This is a genomic window from Mastigocoleus sp. MO_188.B34, from assembly GCF_030065675.1.
GTDB lineage: Bacteria > Cyanobacteriota > Cyanobacteriia > Cyanobacteriales > Nostocaceae > Mastigocoleus.
On sequence record NZ_JASJDK010000032.1, the window covers coordinates 27,931 to 49,852 of the forward strand.

Genomic DNA, 21,922 nt, shown 5'->3' on the forward strand with positions numbered 1-21,922 from the left:
ACTCTTTGTTCTGTTCCCTGTTCCCTTTTCCCTGTTCCCTGTTTCCTGTTCCCCGTTCCCTTTTATTCTAAAAAAAATATCCCAACCAATATGCCCGTTGCTTCGCTATCAAACAACTCGACCATAGCAGGCGATAAAATTTTTCCCAGAATTTACTTGATTATTTAACCAAGCCCACATTTGGTCGCCAAAGGAAAAATGCCACCATTCTCTGGGATTACGGCAAAATCCTGCTTTTTCCATGATGCTACACAATAGTTTTCGTTTGGCATGATAGTCTTGCGATTGCGAATCATCACCCAAAGCATAGTAATCAGGAAGCGATCGGTCGGAAAGTTCATCGATGGGTGAGCCCATATTAATTATTTGTCCGCGTTCATTTACTAAAGTGACATCCACTGCAGCACCTGTGGAATGGGGAGGAGGTGTATTCTTGTCAAGGCTAGGTGTTGCCCAAATTTTGTATACTTCTTCCCACAATGCTTGAACTTGGATACTTGAAAGTTCGCTTTCTTCCAGTTTTCGTTCTTGCAAAGCTTGCTTGAAACTATAGTTGACCATAAATTCCTGCACCGCTACAGGACGATAAGCATCAAATATCTGAATGCGCCACTCTGGAAATAATTGGCAAAGATGATTTTGTGCAGTTATTAGCCTTTCAACAACACTTTTTCTTAAAAAATAGGGGGAATATTCTCCGTAGGGTGCACCTAACTTTATATAAGGATGGGGAGACTCCAATGCAAATTTTTCTAAGGGAATCTCAATCAAAGGTTCATTAGATTCAACGATAGGAATTTTATGATATGGTCTCATGTGAAGAAAAATAACTCTAACAATCTCTGAGATATTAGTTTTTCTAACTAAGAATACACTTTGATTTAGAGATATACGTATTGTTAAATTTACAAATGGGTTTTTAATTTGGTGACTGGCGCTGCAGTTTTAGGTTAGGACATTTTTTATTCCGTGTTCCCTTCTTGGCAAAATATAATGTCCTAACCCATAGGCTTACTGGAACTAACTTACGAGATCGGGGAATACTTCCCCTACAGCTGGATGTACCAGGCGGAAATTACTTACGTTTAAGCCTTTGGCTAATGCAGGATTACGATCCAAAGCTTTCATCCCCGAATTTGCTAATTGGAGAATATAAGGCAATGTACTATTATTTAATGCTTGAGTTGCAGTCCAAGGTACCGCCCCTGGCATATTGGGTACTCCATAATGTACCACTTCTTCTTCCAGATATATGGGTTTAGTATGGGATGTTGGGTGTAAAGTTTCGATACATCCACCTTGGTCTACAGCAACATCCACAATTACAGAACCAGGACGCATTTTTTGCACGAGTTCGCGGGATACTAATATTGGAGCTCTTTTTCCAGGTACCAACACAGCACCAATTAGTAAGTCTGTTTCCCTAACAGCAGCCTCAATATTGCTCGAATTGCTATAAATTAGTCCTACCCTAGAACCAAATAAAGTTTCTAGGTATGAAAGACGCTCAACATTAATATCAATAATTTCAACAGAAGCACCCATCCCAACGGCAATTTTTGCAGCTTCTGTTCCAACAACACCACCGCCTAAAATTGTCACTTTTCCTTGTTTGACTCCGGGGACTCCACCCAAAAGCACACCTCTACCACCTTGCTGCTTTTCTAGGAATCGCGCCCCAAATTGTACTGATAGGCGACCGGCAATAATACTCATTGGAGCTAGCAAAGGTAATTTATTGCTACCTGATTGTTCTACCGTTTCATAGGCGATCGCGCTAACTCCACAGTCAATTAAATGCTCGGTTAGTTTCCGGTCAGCAGCTAAATGTAAATACGTAAATAATATTTGACCTTTTTGAAGAAATTTATATTCTGGAACCAACGGTTCTTTAACCTTGACAACAAGCTCCCTATTCCATGCTTGCTCTGGATTTGGGACAATTTTAGCACCAGCGTCTACGTAGTCATTGTCCATAAAACCTGCACCAATACCTGCTGATGATTCAACAAATATGGTGTGACCTTTTTCTTTAAGTGCCCTAACACTGGAGGGACTCACCCCAACTCGAAACTCTTGGTCTTTAGTTTCCTTGGGAACACCAATTTCCATATATTTGCCTGCCTCTAAGTTTATTTTTCTTAAGTTTAGTTTGTCACTCTTGTCGGGATAATTACCGTATTCAAAATAGCCAACAAGATAATTTTTAATGGGTAATTTTTTGTTTTTTCTATCCCGTATATAATTATCTTCACCACCAATTTTGAATTTTCGTGCTTGACGACCCCGTTTAAATTTTTCAAAATATAAATATTATTTACTTTTTGTTAAGACTTCTGGCTGTGCTATGAGAGATACTAGTACCCAGGAGATTGCAATTTTTCTTAAATTTAATTAACAAATTGAATTAATTAAAAAATTAAAATTGTCTTTCTTAGCTTGCAAAAAGAATATTGTAGTGGTACCAAAAAGGAGGAAATAATGGTTTCAGATACACAGCCTAGCGTTACACCAAGACTAGAAGAACCAAAATTTGGTTTTAATGAGTATGCTGAGCGCTTAAATGGTCGTGCAGCAATGATTGGCTTTTTGATTATGATTGCAATTGAGTATTTCACCGACAAAGGTGTTTTAACTTGGCTTGGTCTTCAGTAAATTAATACCAAATGAATTCATTCTCGAATAATTCAAGGTAGCTAAGTTAACAAGTTGGTTAGATTGATGACTGTGATGCAGGCAAATATCTAGTTTGCCTGTATTCCAGATATCTATCTTTATAATGTTGACTTCACCAGTTGTCCGGAGAATTACACTCTCATGGTGAAGAAAATTTATAATAGTATATAGACTCTCATTAAAAGCACTGTCGAGCGGGTGAGTTATACTCAGTAAGTTTGCACACAAAGTGAACAAAAAAACAAATAAGCTGTGATGAATGCTGTATTACCTCGAGTTTTAAAATCAGCCTACCGAAAAGAACCTCTGATAAGCATATTTATGACTATTGGCATTGTGGATGCCGTAATTGGTGGATTTGATGATAGCTGGTCTTTGTTTGCTTTTGGTTTAGGGGCGTTGGGTGTTGCTCTAACATTTAAGTTGTGGCGAATGCAACAGCGTCCTCCTGTACCGGAAGAACCCCAAACCCAAGAGTATTATTTACCAGCGCAATCATCAAGCTCTGCTTTACCGATGCTGAGTATTGCGAAGAAAAAACCACCACAGTAAATTAGATATTTGAGAATTAGATATTTAATATTTGATGTTTGATATTTAATTTGATATTTGATATCCCAAAGTGGGAATGATAGGTGTATCGCCTTTCTTGTCAGCATTATGCAGGTAAGGCGAGTTTTTTGTTTTTATTTGACATGGTGTTGATATTAAACAGACATCAAGCCTATCATTTATATGAATAAGCATTACATTAAAGTTGCTCGAAGTATTCAACCTTTAAGAAAAAAATTTTTTAAGCACTCATTTACTAGGTATTTAGGCGTTATTAGTTTTATTGGTTGTACCGGATTATTCTTTTTTGGAGAAGTACTACCTGTAAGTTCTGCAAATGTTACACCTGAATTATTGCTCAAGTTGCGCAGGTCTTTAGCAAAACCTAAGTATATTGAATCTAACTTAGCCCAGCCTAAATTACTTTACACCTTAAAAGGACATACAGGTACTATAAAATCCTTAGCATTTGGTCCTAAAGGAAAGATGTTAGTTAGTGGTGGAGCAGAAAATGATGGTGTAATCCGTATATGGAATTTGAAAAAAGGTAAACGAATGGGGATCATTCGCAAAGCTCATCAAACTGCGGTATTATCCTTGCTAGTTTCGCCTGATGGTAACACTCTGGTTAGTTCTAGTAGCGATAACACTATTAATCTTTGGAGTCTTAATAACCTGAAATTTACCCGTTCCTTTGTCGGACATACAAGTAATATTCTTTCCCTTGCAGTATCTTCCAACAGCAAAATTTTAGTTAGCGGTGCTTTAGATGGAATTAAAATGTGGGATTTATTACAAAAACGTCCCTTGGGAACATTAACAAGATTTGGTAACCCCACGTACGCTGTTGCTATTAGTCCAAATAATCAAACCTTAGCTAGTGGTGACGATCGCGGAGAAATTCAATTATGGGATTTAAAAAGTGGTAAATTAATTCGTACTTTTGTCGCCCATTCTCGCTCGGTTACTTCTGTTGCATTTGCTCCTGGGGAAGGATCCCCTGATGGTATTAGTACCCTAGTTAGTGCTAGTGGCAATAATCGTACAATTAAACTATGGGACACCAAGACTGGTAAATTAACTCGTACTTTTCAAGAACATACAAGTAGAATTAACGCAATAGCCATTGACCCTACAGGAAATATAATGGCGAGTGCTCTTCAAGACGGAATTATGTTGTGGGATTTGAAAACAGGTAAATTACTTCACAAACTTCGCGGACATTCTGACTGGATAAGTGCAATAGCTTGGAGTCCAGATGGAAAAATGCTTGCTAGTGGAAGTTTTGATAAAGAAGTAAAAGTTTGGCAGTTTCAATAGATCAGTTAATTTAAATCATCAATAAACTCAATTAATGACTTCAATCAATTATATGAATTAATAATATTGAATCAACGAACTTAAATGATTAATGATAAAAACCTACTAAACCCACCGGAGCAGAACTATCAAATCTTTTTCCCACATAATTTAGCCACTGCTTGATGGTACCAATTGCTTCTGTAATCGTATTATCTGCGCCAATATAGTCCTGGTTTTTGATTTCCTCAAATGCTTGATAAGCAATGTTAGTTGTGATGTAGCCAAAAGCAGGGAGATCTTGAACAGATGGGATTGGTAAAGGTAAAGAACCATCAATCAATTTTACCAGTCGAAATTCTTTAACGATCCCCAGTTCTTCAAGAGCAAAATCTACTTCCTGTAGCCATTTGTAGGAACAGGGATAAAATGGCGCATTATTCAAAAAGTCCTCTTGAAAAACCTCACAATAAAGCTCGATCGCATAAGCATATATAGCCCCATATTTTTGATTTAAAGCTTCTCCTCGAATAATTTCTGCTAAAGCTTCAAGCAAAGAAGGCGCACCATGCTCAATTAACAGGCTAAATTCCCTGTTATATTTTACTATCCTGTTATGACACTGTTTTTGTACCAATGAAATCAATTTTTCATTACCAGAACCGTAAATAGAAGCCAGCTCGTCAATATTTATTGCATAAACTATTAAGCCGCAACTCAAATCGAGCATATTCTTTTGTCTTAGATAAATTCACCTTTTACTGATATTAGATAAAATTGGTCATTTCTCATACGGTATTGCATCACAATTAGAGATTGAAATAGGTCGTATCAATTCACCTCGACTAGCGATCGTCTATATGATTTTGTTTACTGTTTACTTAACGCCACATGACCCAAAAGTGATATTTGTTGAGCAACAAGAATGGAAATATTACTTTTTGGACGGGAGGACAAACATAATATGAAAGCGGTATTACTCGACTTTTATACATAGTGAGCTGAAGTAGTAAATGATACTTTAGCCCAGAGCCATATTTTGATTTAAAGGGAAGGATAATTGCAAGATAAATAGGAAATAAAGTACTGGAATTTTTGCATCAGTGAAGATAACAATTTACCCCTCAAACTAAAATTTATCTCGGAAAACTCCCAGAAGTTTTTTTACACTTGCGGATAAAAGGCTGTGAGAAATGAAGAATAAAGAATATGAGATTGCAAATAGGGGGCAAAATATTGATAAAAATTAAAGTAATTAGGATGTATATACTCACTTTCGCTGTATTTTTAGCTGTCATAACACAGGCAAATTATGCGAATTTTGAAAAAACTTTAGTTGAACTAACATCTAACAATTATTTTTATACATCATCAAATTTAGCTTCTAAGGTTCCAATTTATCAAAAGAAAGAGTTACCTTACCATTTAAAAGTACCTTCCCAATTTGAGAATATGTCTTTAGGAACACATCTGAATTATCCATCTACCCGTAAAGGAAATCAAATTGATGACTACCATGGTATCAAAGTTGCAGATCCATACCGTTGGTTAGAAGATCCAGATTCGGAAGAAACTAAAGCTTGGGTGGAAGCTCAAAATCAAGTTACGTTTGAATATCTTAATGGAATCCCAGCGCGAGACAAAATTAAGCAACGTTTAACCGCACTTTGGGACTATGAAAAATACGGCGTCCCTTTTAAAGAGGGAAATCGCTATTTTTACTTTAAGAATAACGGACTGCAAAATCAAAGCGTTCTTTACACCCTCAAGAATCTTGATGACGAACCCCAAGTTTTACTCGACCCCAACAAACTTTCAGAAGATGGGACAGTTGCGCTTTCTGGGTTATCAATTAGTGATGATGGTAAATTTTTAGCATACGGTATATCCAGTTCCGGTTCTGATTGGCAAGAATGGAAAGTCCGTGATATTGAAACAGTTCGAGATTTATCAGATAGTTTGCAATGGATTAAATTTTCCGGCGCATCCTGGACTCCTGATAGCAAAGGTTTTTTCTACAGCCGTTATGATGAACCGAATCAAAAAACTAAATTAGAAGATGTTAACTATTATCAAAAACTTTATTACCATCGCTTAGGAACTCCACAATCGGAAGATGTATTAATTTATCAGCGTCCTGACCAAAAAGAATGGGGTTTTAGTGGTAGAGTCAGCGATGATGGAAAATATTTAATTATTTCAGTTTGGTTGGGAACCGATCCCAAAAACCTACTTTTTTATAAAGATTTAACCGATCCAAATAGTGAAGTTATAGAACTTATTAGCGAATTTCATGCTAATTACAGTTTTATTGATAATAGCGATCGCATCTTTTATTTGCGTACAGATTTAAATGCGCCACGGGGAAGAATTATTGCAATTGACACTGAAAATCCTAGAGATCGAAATCAATGGCGAGAGATAATTCCTCAAACAGAGGAGACGCTGGAAAGTGCTGGGATTATTAACCATTGGTTTGTTGTTGATTATCTCAAAGATGCTCGCAGTCAAGTTAAAATTTTCGATTTACAAGGTAAGTTTATCCGGGAAGTAGAGCTTCCAGGAATTGGTTCGGTGGGTGGTTTTAATGGAAAACCTGAAGATACAGAAACTTTCTATAGCTTTACTAGTTTTACTACACCCGGAACTGTTTACCGTTACGACATGATTACTGGGAAAAGTAGTCTATTTCGTCAGCCAAAGGTAGATTTTAACCCGGAAAATTACGAAACTAAACAAGTTTTTTACCAGAGCAAAGATGGTACCCAAGTCCCAATGTTTATTACCTATAAGAAAGGTATTACATTAGATGGCAATAATCCTACCTTACTTTATGCCTATGGTGGCTTCAATATTTCCATTACTCCTAGTTTTTCCGTCAATAACTTGGTGTGGATGGAAATGGGAGGAGTATACGCAGTCGCCAATTTACGGGGTGGTGGTGAATACGGGGAAGAATGGCATCAAGCAGGAATGAAGTTGAATAAACAAAATGTTTTTGATGACTTTTTTGCTGCAGCTGAATGGTTAATCGCAAATAAATACACAAAGTCTGAGAAATTAGCGATCGCCGGTGGTAGTAATGGTGGTTTGCTAGTCGGTGCTTCCATAACTCAACGTCCAAATCTATTTGGTGCAGCTTTACCAGCAGTTGGGGTGATGGATATGTTGCGTTTCCATAAATTTACCATCGGTTGGGCGTGGATTTCAGAATATGGTTCCCCAGAAAACCCTGAGGAATTCAAAGTATTGTATAGCTACTCGCCACTACATAACCTCAAACCTGGTACCTCTTACCCCCCAACCTTAATTACTACTGCTGACCATGACGACAGGGTGGTTCCAGCACACAGCTTTAAATTTGCAGCAGCTTTACAAGCAGCACATACCGGGAATGCACCAGTATTAATTAGAATTGAAACCAAAGCCGGACATGGTGCAGGTAAACCAACGGCTAAAATTATTGCAGAAGCTGCAGATAAATGGGGTTTCCTGGTAAAAAACTTGGATATACAAGTTAATTAAGGGTTTAGTTTACCCACTCAAAATTGGAAAATAATTAACCTGTAGGATCCTTTGGGGTGATTTTTCAAGATATTTTCACTGAGAATTAAAAACTAAAAACTCTTGAAACATCGCCCCTATAATTTTTTCTTCTCAATTATGAAGTTGATTTTTGATTTTTTGATAATCAATAGTATAACCTCCATGTTAAATTTTCTTATATATTGTTATCTCAAAATAACTAGGGAAAAATATTTATTTTTAAAGCAATAAAAAACACTTTTACAAATATAGTTGGGTGTGCTTTTGTCAAGTTTGTAGTCAAATATATTACAAAAAAAATCATAATTTATTGACATAAAAAAACTGCCAAACTGGCAACATCATTTTTTTACTATCAGTTAATGTATGCATTAATGTATTTAATGGGCTTAATCAGAGGTGTAAGCAACTACCAAAATGCAACTAGGTTTGAATTTGTTTGAGGTGAAAATTTAGTAGGTAAATAGGCAAAATATAAGTGATTTCCTATTTTTCTTTTCTAAATTATTTAGTTTGCTTAAATGTAATTAATTGAGTAAATTAATTTATGCTCATTGCCTCAACGTTCTCTCCAATTCGATGAACGCTCTTCTTTTGTGGCTGGCATAAGCAATCTTAGTTATTGCGCCTCCCTTTGGGATTCCACATTGGCTGAAAACGTTCTGTTTAGCGCAAATCTGACTCCTTTCAAGCTCTAATAGTGATGAGTAAGGATAGTCCGAGATTGATAACCTCGATGACTGGAGTGATTAAACCCTAAACTCCTAACTAGTGTTAATCCTTACTCCTGACTTTTTATTTTTGGTAATTGGTAATTGGTAATTGGTAATTATTTATTCGTCAATAGTTAAGCATCAATTGGTAAATCTTGATGGGTGAAGGTTTTAGCGTTTGCACCGGTATATGTGGCACAGATATGAGAATCACCACGCATTTGATATTTATAGGTCACCAAACCTTCTAAACCAACAGGACCTCTTGGAGGCATTTGTTGAGTACTAATTCCTACTTCTGCGCCAAAACCATAACGGAAACCGTCAGCAAAACGGGTAGAACAATTATGATAAACTCCGGCTGCATTTACTAAAGCAAGAAAAGTATCTGCTGCTTCTTTATTTTCAGTGACGATCGCATCAGTATGCTTGGAACCGTAATCATTAATGTGAGCGATTGCATCTTCCAGAGTATCAACAATTCTAATGGATAATATTAGGTCGCTGTATTCTGTTTCCCAATCTTCTTCTGTTGCTGTTTTAATATTAGAAAAACTACTTGACAAAATATTACGAGTAAGTTCATCTCCTCTCAATTCCACATTTAATTCTTGCAAAATTGTTGCAACTTTTGGTAAAAATTGTGGAGCTATAGAACGATGAACTAATAAAGTTTCAATCGCGTTACAAGCCGCAGGATAGTGAGTTTTAGAATCAGCAGTAATAGTTACAGCTTTATCAATATCTGCAGTTGCATCTACATATAAATGACAAATACCATCAGCATGACCTAAAACAGGTATGCGGGTATTTTCTTGGACAAATCGGACAAAAGAGTTCGAACCCCGAGGAATTATTAAATCTACGTATCGATCCAACTTCAATAATTCCAAGGTTTCTTCCCTAGTAGTTAAAAGTTGCACTGCATCGGGATTAACAGCAGTTTGTGATAATCCTTTTTTGATTGCTTTAACTATTGCTTCGCAAGAATTAATTGCTTCTTTTCCACCTTTAAGAATTACACCATTACCTGATTTGATGGCTAAAGATGCAATTTGGATTGCCGCTTCCGGACGGGCTTCAAAAATTACCCCCAAAACACCCAAGGGACAAGTTACCCGTTTAAGAACTAAGCCAGTATCAATTTCTCGGTGAATTTGTAGCGCACCAACTGGATCTGCAAGTTTACCAACATCCCTGACTCCAGTGATTGTGTCTCTTAATTTGTGTTCATCTAACTGTAAACGTTTATAAAGTGGCTTAGCAATTCCTGCTTTAGTTGCGGCTTCACAATCTGCAATATTTGCAGATAAAATCTCATCTTTGGCAGATTCTAAAGCACTAGCAACAGCTTCTATGGCTTGGTTTTTCTGTTCTGTTGACAAAACAGCTAATTTCATAGCTGCTAGTCTTGTTTGTTTAGCAACGTTTATTAAATCGATGGAGTTTTTATGGGAAACAATCATAACAATGAATCGGAGCGCAATCTTATATTATCTTAGCGACTAGATTGTATTGCACATGGCGTTGTTGCCGCCGCGATGCTTGCACCAGAGGCTCCGCCGACGCCGCAGGCTCTGCGCTGCGCTAGCTGCGCTTATCGCCATCTTTCTTGTAGTAGCGGAATTAAAGTGATTGTGACTTAGGATTAGCAAAGCTCTTCCGGGTGTGAAGTAGTAACCCCAAACACCGAATTGTTATGAGTGCATAAGTCCTTGTTCCTCAAAAGATGTCAAATCCAGGAAAAATACCACAAAGCTTAATGAGGTCTTTTCATTAAATAGAAAAATATAAAGGGAAAGACTTTGCATCCTTGGGTTTGACATATACCCTTTGTTGTGGTTGTAAGTTTAACTCGTCAAACCTATCTCTGGTTAAATGCGCTGTGACAACTTGTCCATCATCCAAAGTCAATTCTGCTTGAATTTCCCACCCTAGATGGATTAAACGACTTACCCGAGCCGCAACTGTAGTTCCATTGGGAGATGTTTCCACAATTATATCTTGGGGACGTAAAAACATTTCTGGATGGGCGCTATCAAAGCCATTACTTTGAAATATATTGGAACTACTGGGTAATACATTTACCGGACCAATAAAACTCATTACGAAAGCTGTAGCAGGGCGATCGTAAATTTCTGCTGGGGTACCAATCTGTTCTACTCGTCCCTTATTCATAACCACAATTTCATCGGAAACTTCCATTGCTTCTTCTTGGTCATGGGTAACAAAAACTGTAGTAACATGAACTTCATCATGTAATTTACGCAACCATGCTCTTAAATCTTTACGAACTCTAGCATCAAGAGCACTAAATGGTTCGTCTAGAAGTAATACTTTTGGTTCTGGTGCTAAAGCCCTTGCTAGAGCTACCCTTTGTCTTTGTCCCCCAGATAGCTGGGAAGGATAGCGATCGCCAAGCCCACTCAGTTGGACTAACTCTAACAATTCTTCTACTCGCGCTTTAATTTTAGCTTTTGGTGCTTTACGAATTTCTAAACCGAAAGCAATATTTTTACGCACGGTCATATGCTTAAACAAAGCGTAATGCTGAAATAAAAACCCGATGTTTCGTTCTTGAACGCTTTGATAAGTAGCGTCTTTACCTGTAAGTAAAATTTTGCCGCTATCGGGTAATTCTAAACCAGCAATCAAGCGCAACAATGTAGACTTACCCGAACCAGATGGTCCTAATAATGCTACAAGCGAACCACTTCCAATCTCTAAACTAACGCTATCAACAGCTTTGAAGCTTCCAAACTGCTTGGATACGTTTTCTACTATTATGCCCACGCTTGTAGCACCTCGGAATTAATCTACGGTTTGTTGGTAGGGATACTGTATTTTACATATACCATATTATTGTTACTCGATTAAATGACTCGCTGTTATAGATTTAATGCTTTTTTTGTTACAAAGCAAAAATATTTGAATAATTAAATAGTGTTGTGTGATGTTGGTAGAGTTAGTTCCTAGATTGTGAATCTCTAGGACTACTAATAAGTTTTTGCTAACACTAAGGTAAGTAGGCAAGAAAAAAGTAAACTATGTAAAGAAATATAAAATACTCGTATTTGGCTCGTAGTAGCGCTTTAGCGCTAAAGCGCTATTACAAACAAGTTATGATTTTTCTTACTAACCTACTTACATATAAAAAAACTACAAATACAAACAGAGCTAAGAGTTAATTTGTGGTCTTCGTGCAAAAACTGGTTTTTGGTAAAAATTGACCTGGAATAAATTGAAACACAAAGATAGATTAATTACTTAAGTATGTAACAGCCATAAATTTATTACATATACCCGGTTGCTTTTTTCAAGGTTACTGGGCTTTGTTATTGATTGAGCTCTGAAATACTGACAATTATTTTTCCACATTTAAAGTAAACATATTCTTTTTCGCCTAATTAAAAATTAAATTACCTCTTTAGGACGACAGGATTACCCCTGCAGGTAAGTTTAATCGGCACAAACCAGTAATAATATATTTATTAGGTGTACAAATGTAAATTGGCTAAAGGAGGCGTCCGATATGTCTCGTCTCAATCAAACCTTTCAAAACTTTTTCATTCGTCTGGGAAGTTTTTTATCTGTTTTATTTAGAGGTATTTCGGGCTTTTTCGGCAAAAGATTTAGCTCTATAGGTAAATTATTCGGCTTTTCTTCAGAAACTAAATACTTTGTCGAATCCGAACAATCACAAGATGTTAAACCAACAATAGATACCACATCAAGCGTTAAAGATTTAACAAACACAGTGAACACAGCTAGGAGTAGTTTTAATAATCGTAAGCCTCGCAGAACTGATATGGATTATTTCATGGATATGGCTCAAAAAGTCAACAAAAACTAGAAATATCTGAACTTCATCTCAAAAATTGTAGAGTTGAATAAGAGAGTAAGGATTTCAAATTAATTAAATATTCCATTCTGTGGGGTGCTATTGGCATAGATGTAACACACTACCAACAAAATTAATCCTATCGATAATATGGATAGTTTGTCTTCTGGTGTTCTATAAAGTCTGAAACATTAGAGACGTAATATAATACGTCTCTATCCCTATTGTTTGTTACATTTAGAAACAAAAATCTCAAATTGATAACTTTCTGACTTTTATCTTTAGGACCTGACTATTTTTCGAAAAAAGAGTCAATATATAATTAGAGATATATTCAATTGACGTACTATGTTTCCTTTTTGGAATAATCATTGCTGTGGTGGTCAAACAGCTTCCTACAAGACTCATCAAGAACGTAAGCTGACATTTCTTAAAAGAATGCGGGACCATCTAGAAACAAGAATAGCAGCTCTAAACGCAGCTATTGAGAGTATAGAACGCCAGATGAATCAAGAGGATACAGCTTAACATTTGATTTTTAATTGACAAAATGCAATATCAATACATACTCGGTTTCCCCATAAACCGAGTTTTTTTAAGGGAAATTCATATTCCGTATTGCATGAAAAAATACTTGTATAGCAATCTTATTTATTTTTACCTGCGGTACGCTTACGCCTTCATCTTTAGATGCGGCTAACACGAATGATTTAGGATTGCTATATGAAAAATATCTGTATAAAAATTGCTTAAGTTAGTTATAGTATGAGATTTTATCCTTTTTCATCTTTACCAAAGTAAGAATTTGCTGGTATTCTTTGGAAGAATTGATTGTAAACTTAATGTTTTTTTCTAAATGGTGCTAATTCCCCAATTAGGAACTTCTAAATAAAAACATGTTCTGTAGTAATTTCTGATGTTTGACTATTAAAATAAACTGGGATTTACAACTGAAAATCTACGACCTATGACATATACCGCCAGGATCTAGTCATTAACTGTAAACCATTAGTTAATAGTAATTGTGAATCAAATTATGTAGAACAATCATTTTTAGAAGTTGCTTAATGTATATCCAAAACTTTAAGCTGAGGAAAATGCTAAAGCAATCATCTTAGAAAAGATAAATATTTAATTTAATTGGTTAAATCAATTCATAAGTAATATCAGGGATAGTATTTATATTAAATTAATGTTTTGTTCTCGATATTTAATTACTACTTTTTCTTCCATCGTTTTTTTTCCAATATTCTTAGTCTTTCTCGAGTCTGCTTCAGCACAAACTAAGTTTTCAGGAGAGCATTTAGCGGAAAATTTAACCTCTCGAAATTTAACTCCTCAGAATTTAACTCCTCAGAATTTAACTTTGGCTGCTCAGACATCTCCCAAAGCAAGATTATTTGTCCAATCTCCAAACTCTGCAGCCGATCTACCTCCAGAAAACAAGGTTGATCAATCTTCAGAAACTGAGGTTAATCAATCTACCAAAACGAATAATACTCAATCACCAGAAACAGAGATTAACCAAACAGTAACACCCGAGGTCGATCGCTCAGTGGAAACTGAAGTTGGTCAACCTTTAAAACCCAGTCAAAATAAATCTCCAGAAACTGGTGTTAATCAATCTCCGCAACCCGATGTAAATAAATCTTCAGCAACTGAAGTTAATCAATCTCTAAATTCTGAAGATAAAGCATTGAAGGAAGTGATGGCTGAATTCGATGCTTTACCTGGTGATGTTAGTTTCTTGGTTAAGGAAGGTGAATCAATATTAGTTCAGCTCAACAGTACGGAACCCCTTGCAGTCGCTTCAGCTTTTAAACTTGCTATTCTCAAAACACTCAAGTCAGAAATTGATTTGAATAAGCGTTCCTGGAATAAGATCGTAACAATTCAACCAGACTGGAAAAGTTTACCATCTGGTATCTTGCATGGTTGGGAAGATGGTTCGCCTTTAACACTTAAAAGTCTTGCGACTTTGATGATATCTGTAAGTGATAATACAGCGACAGATACTTTAATAAACTTGCTTGGGAGACAAGCAATAGAAGTAACCTCACCCCGTAATCGTCCTTTTCTCACAACTCGAGAACTTTTTGTTTTAAAAAGTCCGCAAAATAGAATGTTGCTCAATCGTTATCGTCAAGGGACAGAAACTCAGCGTCAGTCACTTTTACCTGAAATTGCTAAACTTCCACTTCCTACTATTAGCGAATTTGAGGAAAAAAACCCTGTTGCTATTGATGTGGAGTGGTTTTTTAGCGCCCAAGAATTATGTGGAATTATGACAGAAGTCGGAAACTTACCGTTAATGAGTATTAATCCGGGAATGGTTAATCCTAAGGATTGGGAAAAAGTTGCATTTAAAGGTGGTTCCGAACCTGGAGTTTTAAACCTCACTAGTTGGTTACAGGGAAAAAATGGTAAAAACTACTGTGTAGTTGCTACCTGGAATAATAAGGATGCACCTTTAGAACAGTCAAAATTTTCTAAACTCTATAAAGGAGTGTTATCTGTTCTTGCAAACAGAAAGTAAGCTTTATTAGTAACCATTGGGCTAAAAAATGTTTTCCCGTCTCTGTTTGACTATTTTTTCTGCCATTTTTTGGTTTTCTGGGTCTTTACTGTTTCCCGATTCAGCAAAAGCAGTAGTAAATTTACCACCACAGCACTTAGCTGAAACTGTTGTGCAAAATAAAACTTCTGCGGAAACGGTTTCTCCCAAAACAGCACTCGAGCGATTATTTACTGCAAAAGAAATCAAATCTTATTGGTTTGCACCCATTTTTGTGAATCAGATTCCTGTCGAGCAAGTAACGTTGATAATTGCGGACATTAAAAAGCAACTGGGAACCTATCAAGAAGTCAAACAAAATGGTAATGACTATTTGATTATTTTGAGTAAAGGTTCTGTCCCGACAAAAATAGTTTTAAATTCAAAAAAACAAATCACAGGATTATTATTTCAAGCCCCTAACCTTAAAATTGCTAGTCTAGAAAAAGCATTGGCTGAATTTAAGGCTTTACCGGGTAAAGTCAGTTTTTTAGTCAAGGAAGATGAATCAACATTAGCTGAACTTAATAGTAACAATCCACTTGCTGTCGGTTCAGCTTTCAAACTAGCCGTACTCCAAGCACTCCAGCAGGAAATTACTTTGGGAAAACGTTCTTGGAGTGATGTGGTCACATTTAATGCAGAATCCAAAAGCTTACCTTCAGGGATTTTACAGAATTGGCCAGATGGTTCGCTACTAACAATACAAACTCTTGCAACGTTGATGATATCTGTAAGTGACAACACAGCAACAGATATTTTAATCAATTTGCTGGGAAAAGATTCACTAGAATTGATTTCGCCTCGCAATCGTCCTTTTCTCACAACCCGCGAACTATTTGTTTTAAAAGGTTCCCAAAATCGTAAATTACTCGAGGATTATCGCAAAGCTAATTTAGCCAAACGTAAATCGCTTTTAGTCGAACTAGCAAAATTTCCACTTCCGGATGTTAGGGAATTTGAGGGGACTAACCCTGTTGCGATTGATAGTCTGGAGTGGTTTTTTACTGCAGAGGAGCTTTGTAGAGCAATTAAAGAAGTTGAAAACCTACCACTAATGGGGGTTAATCCTGGACTTGCGAATCCTAATGATTGGGAAAAAATTGCATTTAAAGGCGGTTCCGAACCTGGAGTTTTAAGTCTTACAAGTTGGTTACAAGGGAAAAACGGTAAAAATTACTGTGTAGTCGCTACTTGGAATAATAAGAATGCATCCTTAGATGAATCGAAATTTTTTGCGACCTACACTGGAGTATTATCCCTGCTTGCAGAACGAAAATAAACTTTCCTACTGATAAAACTCTGTGATTTTTATCCTAGGGCTGGGAAATGCTGAAATTGCTGTCCGACTAAAAGTAAGCGTGCTACACCTTCTGCTGCATCAGTTAATAAACGTGAAGCATCAGCCAGGGCTTCGCTCAGAAGACAAGGAGAATTTAAAATGCTAGCAAAATAATCGATGCCATACTGCAAATTATTCTCCGCACCTTGACCAACTGTTCCAGCTAGCACAATAACTGGTAGATTATAGCGTTTGGCTCTCTGAGCCACCTCAGCAGGAATTTTGCCACGGGGAGTTTGGTAATCAATACAACCTTCAGCAGTAATCACTAAATCTACTTTTGGAAGTAAACTGTCAAGTTCCAAATATTGCATAACAATTTCGTAACGCGGGTATAGCTTGGCAGATACTAGAGCCTGTAAGCCTGTACCCAAGCCACCAGAAGCTCCACTACCCGGCATTTCACGGACATCAAGACCTAAATCTGCTTTGATAACACTGGCGTAGCGATCAAGAGCGGAAGCCATTTGCTCTACCATCTCTGGTGATGCACCTTTTTGGGGACCAAAAACCCTCGCCACACCTTTTTCACCACATAAAAGATTATGCCAATTACAGGCTACATCAATTTGTACCTCAGAGAGGCGTGGATGGCGCTCTGATAAGTCAATATGCTTGAGTTTAATTAATTCACCACCACCAAATCCGATTTGATTTCCTGTTTCATCAAGCAACTTCACGCCCAAGGCTTGAGCCATTCCAGCACCACCATCATTAGTACCAGAGTCTCCACAACCAACTAGTATACGTTCCGCACCAGCATCTAAAGCTGCTTTGATTAACTCACCAACACCATAAGTTGTGGTTGCTAGAGGGTTTCTAACTTCTGGGGGAACGAGGCGCAATCCAGCAGCCGCAGCCATTTCTAAAATCGCTGTTTTCTGGCTAGTACCACCAAGAAAACCAAAATGAGAATCTACTGGTTTTCCTACAGGTCCTGTGACTCTTATAGGATGTAAAGTCCCTCCTGTAGCTTCCACTAAAGCTTTAGTAAAGCCTTCACCACCATCAACTAAGGGAGCTTTGAATATTTGAGCATTAGGCAAAACTTTGAGTATACCTGTGGAGATACAGTTAGCGACTCGATCAGCATCAAGACTTTCTTTAAATCCAGAGGGAGCAATTAAAATTTTTAGTGTCATTGTTCTTCAATAAGGCTTTTAGCCATTTTCTAGTGTTTGTTAAGGAATGTAGATTTGAAGTTAAATTTGAATTTTAAAGTGAATTTGTGATTGTTTATTTGAAATATCTGTTACTTGGAATAATTTCCTTTTCAATAGTTAATTAGAATTTATCTTTTAGAATCAATCGGTTGTAATTAAAGGGATAAACCGATCCAATTCCAGTAGGTGTAATAGAACAAGATCATTAGAGCAAAATGGACCACAATCAGTACAGCACTGAGACGAAGTAAATCTGATGGTTTATAAGTAGCCTCTCCACCCATTTCCTGATAGATTAGCAAAGCCTTAGAACTGACAGGGAAAGTGAGGCAATAGTCCATACCTAAAGTACTGAGAAATAATACTGCTATTGGGCTAAGATTCAAACTAGTAGCCAAATAAAGTAAAGGAGGAACCAAAACAGCTGCTCTGGCGGTGTGGGAAGTAATATAAAAATGAGATGTTAAAGAGATAATCGTCAGTAACAAGAAAATAACCAGATGAGATTTGGTTGTAGTAATATCAGTTAGAGCAAAAATATGACCAATAATCCATTCTGCGGCTCCAGAACTAATTAAGGACCGTCCCAAGACTAAAGCAGCACCGACAAAAATAATCAGGTTCCAGGAAACGGAATTTATTCCATCCTTCCACTTTATTACTCCAAAATTAGGCATAGTGAGCAGCATTGCTCCGAAAATACTCACAGTGGCAATTTCCAATCCGTGGAAACTCTGGGTTAACCAAAGAATAACTGTCAGTAAGACAATTACAAGGGTTTTAATTTCTAAAGATGTGAGAGGTTTTTGTGAAGTTTGCTGAACCTCTAATTTTTGATGTAGGCGTCTTTTGTTTAAAAACAAACGCATAATAACCCAACAGGAAATATAGCTAGCAATGACTCCAAAAGGTAAGCCATAAAGCATCCATTGACCAAAGGAAATTTGCTGTCCAGTAATTTGTAGTAGCAGGTCATTAGCTACTAAATGAGAGCCTGCACCCACAAAAGAAATTATCGTGGAAACCAAGATTATCGTCGGCATTAACAAAGCAAGGGCACGAGTAATACGCTTATCGTCCGTTGCGATTGCAATACTACGAAATATAGGGACAGTCACAGCAGCCCGACCAGAAGTAGAAGGAATCAAGAAAGAAAGAGGAATCAATACAGTAGTTAATAACCAGAATAGGCTACCAACGGTATTTGCTCGTGCTACCACAATTTCAGTTAACCGTTTTGCCAGACCAGTTTTCTGCACGGCACCTCCTAAAACAAAGGCACCAATCATTAACCAAACAACGTGGGATGCAAAGGCTCCGTAAAGCTGTTCCTGAGAAATTCCACCTGTAAAAACCAGGAAAATGACCGATCCTAAAGCAACGTAAGCTGTATTAATTGAGGTTGTTGACCATAATATTGCAGCTAACAGGAAAGCAAATATTGCCAGACGACCCTGTGTAGATAAAGTACTGGGTACTAAAACCCCTATCCCTGATATTAAGATTAAAGTTATTGGAATTAAGAAGGTTCTTACCCCACCCTTTTTTAAGGATGGTAAAATCTTACCCAAAGGTTTTGTTTTGATGGCAATCACTTTGACACCTCCTTCTTTATTTTGTTGGCTTTTGTCATAACCCTTAAATTGATTTCTTAGCCAACTCCGGGATTAAAATTTTAAACTTAACTCCTGATTAACCTCTATTTAAACTGGTGTTGATGAATCTTATGTAAGAAAAAAATGAGAAAATTCTCATAATTAAGTGCTGCTTTTGACAGTCAGAATCTATATAAGTTTTATTATCAAGCTTCTACCAAGCAATATATGAAATCAGCTCAAAATCTGCCAGCTTAAGAGAAAGAGTTATGATCGCAAACTTATAATTAGCTTTATTTTGTTATTCGAAGATACTTAAATATTGATTACAGTAATGCTACATAATATATATGCGCTGTCAGTTGCTTTACTGAATACAGCTATTTACTTTGTCAGAATAAAAGAATAACAGTTTCTTTTGTATTGATGTAGGAGTATATTTTTATTGCTTTCCGTTCCACGATCGCACTGGTAAATTAATAAAATCTACTTCATATTTCTCAACATCTATCCAGATAAATTTCACGTATTCAATATGGTCATATTTATTTGGGAATACCACCCAAGATATTAGATTAACCTCTTTACACCAGGCAATAAGTCAGAAGCTCTGATTTGTTACATTTTTTCGTATACCACATGATTTTACTATGGCTATAATTTGCGATCGCGTACAAATTTCCTGGTTGTCCCTTGCTTAAAATAACTAAAACTACCATCGGGGAAAAAAGTTATTGAGACAGCAACTGGTAGTGATATATTTGCCGAAGGCGGGTGTATACATAGTTATTTATATGGATCGAGCGATCGATATCGATATGTTTAATCAATTGCTAGGGTCAATAAATCGTCAAATTCTGTACTTTTCGCGACAAATTTCTATTTTAGGTAATTCTATTCAAGGTTTTGTATTAATTAGCTTTTTAGTATTTGCTCTGACTCTGAATACTGATTCTGCAGCTTTTGGACAAATTGCGACTCCCAACATTTTGAATAATTCTTCTTCCAGTCAAGGAAATATTGTTTACGCTCCAGTTACTTTAGATGGAAGACAACTCTTCCATATTGCAGCTAGAGAAGGAACAATTACCAATTCGACTCAAGATAGCATTTCACCATTACAAGTGCGAGTGAACATGTATGAGGAGAATATTTCCGAAATTCTTGCTAGACCCTTCAACCCCCGAACTTTAAGAGTTACTGTCACCAGGAATGAAGACCGAGTAGTAATTTTAGTTGGCGATCGACGCGATCGGGAAAGAACGCAAACTCTGATGACTGTTACCGAACTGGATGCTCAAATACATGGGGTTCCTGTCACATCTCTAGCCCAACGCTTTGCTCGAATTATTCGTCCAGCATTAATTCAAGCGCAGAGAGAACGCCAACCAGAGTTTTTACAAAGTCAGGCTTTAGTTTCTGGAGGAATTTTCTCGGGAATAGTTGTATTTACATTAATATTAACTGCTTGGTACAAAAGCTTGCTTAAAAAATGGCGAAAACTCCAAGAAGAAAAGCCCAGAGAAGAAGTTGAATCTGCAAGTGCGGGAGGAGAAACTGCACTGGATAAAGAGCAAAAAGCCGCACAAATGATGATTTACTGCGAGCAAAAGTTGGCTTGGCAACGTAAAGTAAATATTAACAACTTAAAAAGATGGTTACTAGTAATTACTTTGTTTACTGGTTGGGTACTAAGTTTAGCTCAAATTGCAGGGTTATTTCCTTTTACGCGCTGGCTACAAGATTGGTTACTAACTAAGCCTATATTATTAGCAATTATTATTGGCACCATTTTAATCATCAAATTTAGTGAAGTTATTACAGACTACTTATTCAAAAAATTTGTAGATTCACATTTACATATATCTAGCACCTCTCCAAGACAGATTTCACGACTTACAACTTTTTGTAATGCCCTTAAAGGTGCCATGAATTTCATTTGGATATTTATCGGTGTTTTATGGTTACTTGAAAAGTTAAATATTCCAATTTTTCCTATTCTAGCAGGTGCAGGGATTATTGGTTTTGCTCTTTCCTTCAGTTCCCAAAGTTTAATTAGAGATGTTATTAACGGCGTTATAATTTTGCTTGAAGATCAGTTTGCCCTTGGAGATATTATTGATGTTGGAACAACTGCGGGGGTCGTTGAAAACATGAATCTTCGTATGACGCAAATTCGCGATCCACAAGGACGTTTAAGCACAGTTCCCAACAATAGTATATCGACGGTACGCAATTTGACAAAAGATTGGTCGCGGATAGTTTTTACGGTAGAAATTGGTTTGGAAGAAGATATAGATCGAGCATTAGCAATGATTAGAAGTGTAGCTTGCCAAATGCAACATGATGAGGTCTGGAAAGTTGATGTTATTGACCCAGTTAATCTTTTAGGTGTCAATAACATTAGCCACAATGGGACAGAATTAGTATTATGGTTTAAAACCCAACCAGGAAGACAATTTGCTGTTGCTCGAGAGTTTCGTCGCCGTTTAAAGTATGCTTTTGACAAGCAAAATATTACTGTTGCTGCTCCCCATCAATCTGTACATTTAGAAAATTCTCCCGTCCTTAGATTAGTAACTGCACAAGGAGGGACGAGGAACAATTAGTAATTATTAATAATGATTTTTAACTGTAAGGG

General features: G+C 36.8%; 16 protein-coding genes. 9 read left to right on the plus strand and 7 right to left on the minus strand.

The window, feature by feature from the left end; all coding sequences use genetic code 11:
* Positions 1-108 precede the first annotated feature (108 nt).
* The gene (locus tag QNJ50_RS10360) at positions 109-816 is read right to left on the minus strand and encodes a M15 family metallopeptidase (protein ID WP_300634966.1); all 708 of its coding nucleotides are present in this window, start codon (positions 814-816) and stop codon (positions 109-111) included.
* A gap of 204 nt (positions 817-1,020) precedes the next feature.
* On the minus strand, positions 1,021-2,112 hold the full coding sequence (gene ald, locus QNJ50_RS10365) for an alanine dehydrogenase (RefSeq protein WP_300634968.1): 1,092 nt from the start codon (positions 2,110-2,112) through the stop codon (positions 1,021-1,023).
* Positions 2,113-2,481: 369 nt separating this feature from the next.
* On the opposite strand from ald, the gene QNJ50_RS10370 reads away from it, so the two are divergent.
* The 3 genes from QNJ50_RS10370 to QNJ50_RS10380 all read left to right on the plus strand — a co-directional run bounded on the left by QNJ50_RS10370 (position 2,482) and on the right by QNJ50_RS10380 (position 4,548).
* The gene (locus QNJ50_RS10370; RefSeq protein ID WP_300634970.1) at positions 2,482-2,655 is read left to right on the plus strand and encodes a chlorophyll a/b-binding protein; all 174 of its coding nucleotides are present in this window, start codon (positions 2,482-2,484) and stop codon (positions 2,653-2,655) included.
* Between the two features lie 276 nt (positions 2,656-2,931).
* Complete coding sequence (locus QNJ50_RS10375; RefSeq protein WP_300634972.1) at positions 2,932-3,228, plus strand: hypothetical protein; 297 nt, start codon at positions 2,932-2,934, stop codon at positions 3,226-3,228.
* A gap of 183 nt (positions 3,229-3,411) precedes the next feature.
* Positions 3,412-4,548, plus strand: a complete 1,137-nt coding sequence (locus QNJ50_RS10380; protein ID WP_300634974.1) for a WD40 repeat domain-containing protein — start codon at positions 3,412-3,414, stop codon at positions 4,546-4,548.
* An 88-nt stretch (positions 4,549-4,636) separates the two neighbouring features.
* Here QNJ50_RS10380 and QNJ50_RS10385 read toward each other — a convergent pair whose 3' ends face one another.
* Positions 4,637-5,257 (minus strand): hypothetical protein, encoded by a 621-nt coding sequence (locus QNJ50_RS10385; RefSeq protein ID WP_300634976.1) that lies wholly within the window; start codon positions 5,255-5,257, stop codon positions 4,637-4,639.
* 722 nt (positions 5,258-5,979) lie between these two features.
* Here QNJ50_RS10385 and QNJ50_RS10390 point away from each other — a divergent pair.
* A complete protein-coding gene (locus QNJ50_RS10390; protein WP_300634996.1) occupies positions 5,980-8,052 on the plus strand; it encodes a prolyl oligopeptidase family serine peptidase in 2,073 nt (690 codons plus the stop codon).
* Positions 8,053-8,920: 868 nt separating this feature from the next.
* On the opposite strand, the gene QNJ50_RS10395 is transcribed toward QNJ50_RS10390, so the two are convergent.
* Together QNJ50_RS10395 and QNJ50_RS10400 are read right to left on the minus strand one after the other, a co-directional pair.
* Entirely contained in the window at positions 8,921-10,252 is a 1,332-nt protein-coding gene (locus QNJ50_RS10395) for a glutamate-5-semialdehyde dehydrogenase (RefSeq protein ID WP_300634978.1), read from the minus strand.
* A 310-nt stretch (positions 10,253-10,562) separates the two neighbouring features.
* Complete coding sequence (locus QNJ50_RS10400) at positions 10,563-11,579, minus strand: sulfate/molybdate ABC transporter ATP-binding protein (protein WP_300634980.1); 1,017 nt, start codon at positions 11,577-11,579, stop codon at positions 10,563-10,565.
* Between the two features lie 739 nt (positions 11,580-12,318).
* Between QNJ50_RS10400 and QNJ50_RS10405 the strand changes: the two genes are divergently transcribed.
* From QNJ50_RS10405 to QNJ50_RS10420, 4 genes are all read left to right on the plus strand, one after another.
* A complete protein-coding gene (locus QNJ50_RS10405) occupies positions 12,319-12,639 on the plus strand; it encodes a threonine dehydratase (RefSeq protein ID WP_300634982.1) in 321 nt (106 codons plus the stop codon).
* A 336-nt stretch (positions 12,640-12,975) separates the two neighbouring features.
* Positions 12,976-13,155 carry an ABC transporter C-terminal domain-containing protein gene (locus QNJ50_RS10410; RefSeq protein ID WP_300634984.1) on the plus strand — a complete coding sequence of 60 codons (180 nt, stop codon included), beginning with the start codon at positions 12,976-12,978 and terminating at the stop codon, positions 13,153-13,155.
* A 664-nt stretch (positions 13,156-13,819) separates the two neighbouring features.
* Positions 13,820-15,163, plus strand: a complete 1,344-nt coding sequence (locus QNJ50_RS10415) for a serine hydrolase (protein ID WP_300634986.1) — start codon at positions 13,820-13,822, stop codon at positions 15,161-15,163.
* A 28-nt stretch (positions 15,164-15,191) separates the two neighbouring features.
* The gene (locus QNJ50_RS10420; RefSeq protein ID WP_300634988.1) at positions 15,192-16,463 is read left to right on the plus strand and encodes a serine hydrolase; all 1,272 of its coding nucleotides are present in this window, start codon (positions 15,192-15,194) and stop codon (positions 16,461-16,463) included.
* A gap of 29 nt (positions 16,464-16,492) precedes the next feature.
* On the opposite strand, the gene QNJ50_RS10425 is transcribed toward QNJ50_RS10420, so the two are convergent.
* Entirely contained in the window at positions 16,493-17,665 is a 1,173-nt protein-coding gene (locus tag QNJ50_RS10425; RefSeq protein ID WP_300634990.1) for a glycerate kinase, read from the minus strand.
* Positions 17,666-17,841: 176 nt separating this feature from the next.
* Positions 17,842-19,281, minus strand: a complete 1,440-nt coding sequence (locus QNJ50_RS10430) for an SLC13 family permease (RefSeq protein WP_366914247.1) — start codon at positions 19,279-19,281, stop codon at positions 17,842-17,844.
* Between the two features lie 734 nt (positions 19,282-20,015).
* Here QNJ50_RS10430 and QNJ50_RS10435 point away from each other — a divergent pair.
* The gene (locus QNJ50_RS10435; protein ID WP_300634992.1) at positions 20,016-21,890 is read left to right on the plus strand and encodes a mechanosensitive ion channel family protein; all 1,875 of its coding nucleotides are present in this window, start codon (positions 20,016-20,018) and stop codon (positions 21,888-21,890) included.
* Positions 21,891-21,922 lie beyond the last annotated feature (32 nt).